A 929-nucleotide genomic window follows, 5' to 3' on the forward strand; every position below is an offset into this window, starting at 1 on the left:
GGGAGGTGGACGCCTCGGGGGGCGGGCTGGTGCCCGGCGCGGAGGTCGACGGTCCCTCGCTCGACAGGGGCTGCGGACGGGGAGCGCTGGGCTCGGTCCGGGTGGGCGTGTCCGGGAGCAGGAACAGCCCGAGACCCAGTCCGGCGACCGCGAGGACCGAGCCGACGGCCTTCTGCGCCGCGCGCGCCCGGCGGCGGGCGCGGACTCCCTCCAGCAGGCGCTCGCGGTGCCGCGGCTCGAAGGGGGTGTGCTCCTCGGCGCCGCGCATCATGTGCGCCAGCTGCCGCTCGAAGTGATCCATGGCCTCTCCTTCACCCCACCGGCTCGATGACATCGGTCAGCAGCTGCCGCAGCCGCGCCACCCCGCGCGCGGTGTGGGAGCGGGCCGTGCCCAGCGGGCAGCCCAGCGCCTCCGCCACCTGGCGCTCGGGCAGGTCCTGGTAGTAGCGGAGCACCACCGCGGCCCGCTGCTTGGCCGAGAGGCGCCCGAGGGCGGCCTCCAGCCGCGATCGTTCGGCCACGGCCGCGGACACATCACCCCCCGCCGCGGTCTCGGGCAGCTGCTCGACCGGCCGCTCGCCCCACCACCGCCGCCGGGCCGAGCGAGCCGCCGCGCGCGCCATCACCGTGCGGACATAGGCCTCGGGTGCCTCCTCGGCGACCTTCGGCCAGACGAACCAGAGCTTGACCAGGGACTCCTGTACCAGATCCTCGGCCCGATGCCGGTCGCCGCCGGTGAGCAGCCGGGCGAGATGGAGCAACGCCGACCAGCGGGCCGCCACGAACTCGTCGAACTCACCGGCCCGAGCTTGATCCCTGCGCACAGTCCCCGCTCCCGCCGTTGCCTACGTGAGGAGAAAGACGGTGGGGAGGGCCCCGCTATGCACCGGCGACATGTGATCCGGGTCACCCCCGGCGCCCTCCCGGCC

Annotated in this window: 1 protein-coding gene and 1 pseudogene; both read right to left on the minus strand. The window is 75.2% G+C overall.

The features are described 5' to 3' along the window. A pseudogene (locus CCN42_RS40750) lies at positions 1-301 on the minus strand (hypothetical protein); the annotation flags it as partial. A gap of 10 nt (positions 302-311) precedes the next feature. After that, complete coding sequence (locus tag CCN42_RS40755; RefSeq protein WP_086742078.1) at positions 312-824, minus strand: SigE family RNA polymerase sigma factor; 513 nt, start codon at positions 822-824, stop codon at positions 312-314. Positions 825-929: the final 105 nt, after the last annotated feature.

Source organism: Streptomyces glaucescens, assembly GCF_002154375.1.
Lineage (GTDB): Bacteria > Actinomycetota > Actinomycetes > Streptomycetales > Streptomycetaceae > Streptomyces > Streptomyces glaucescens.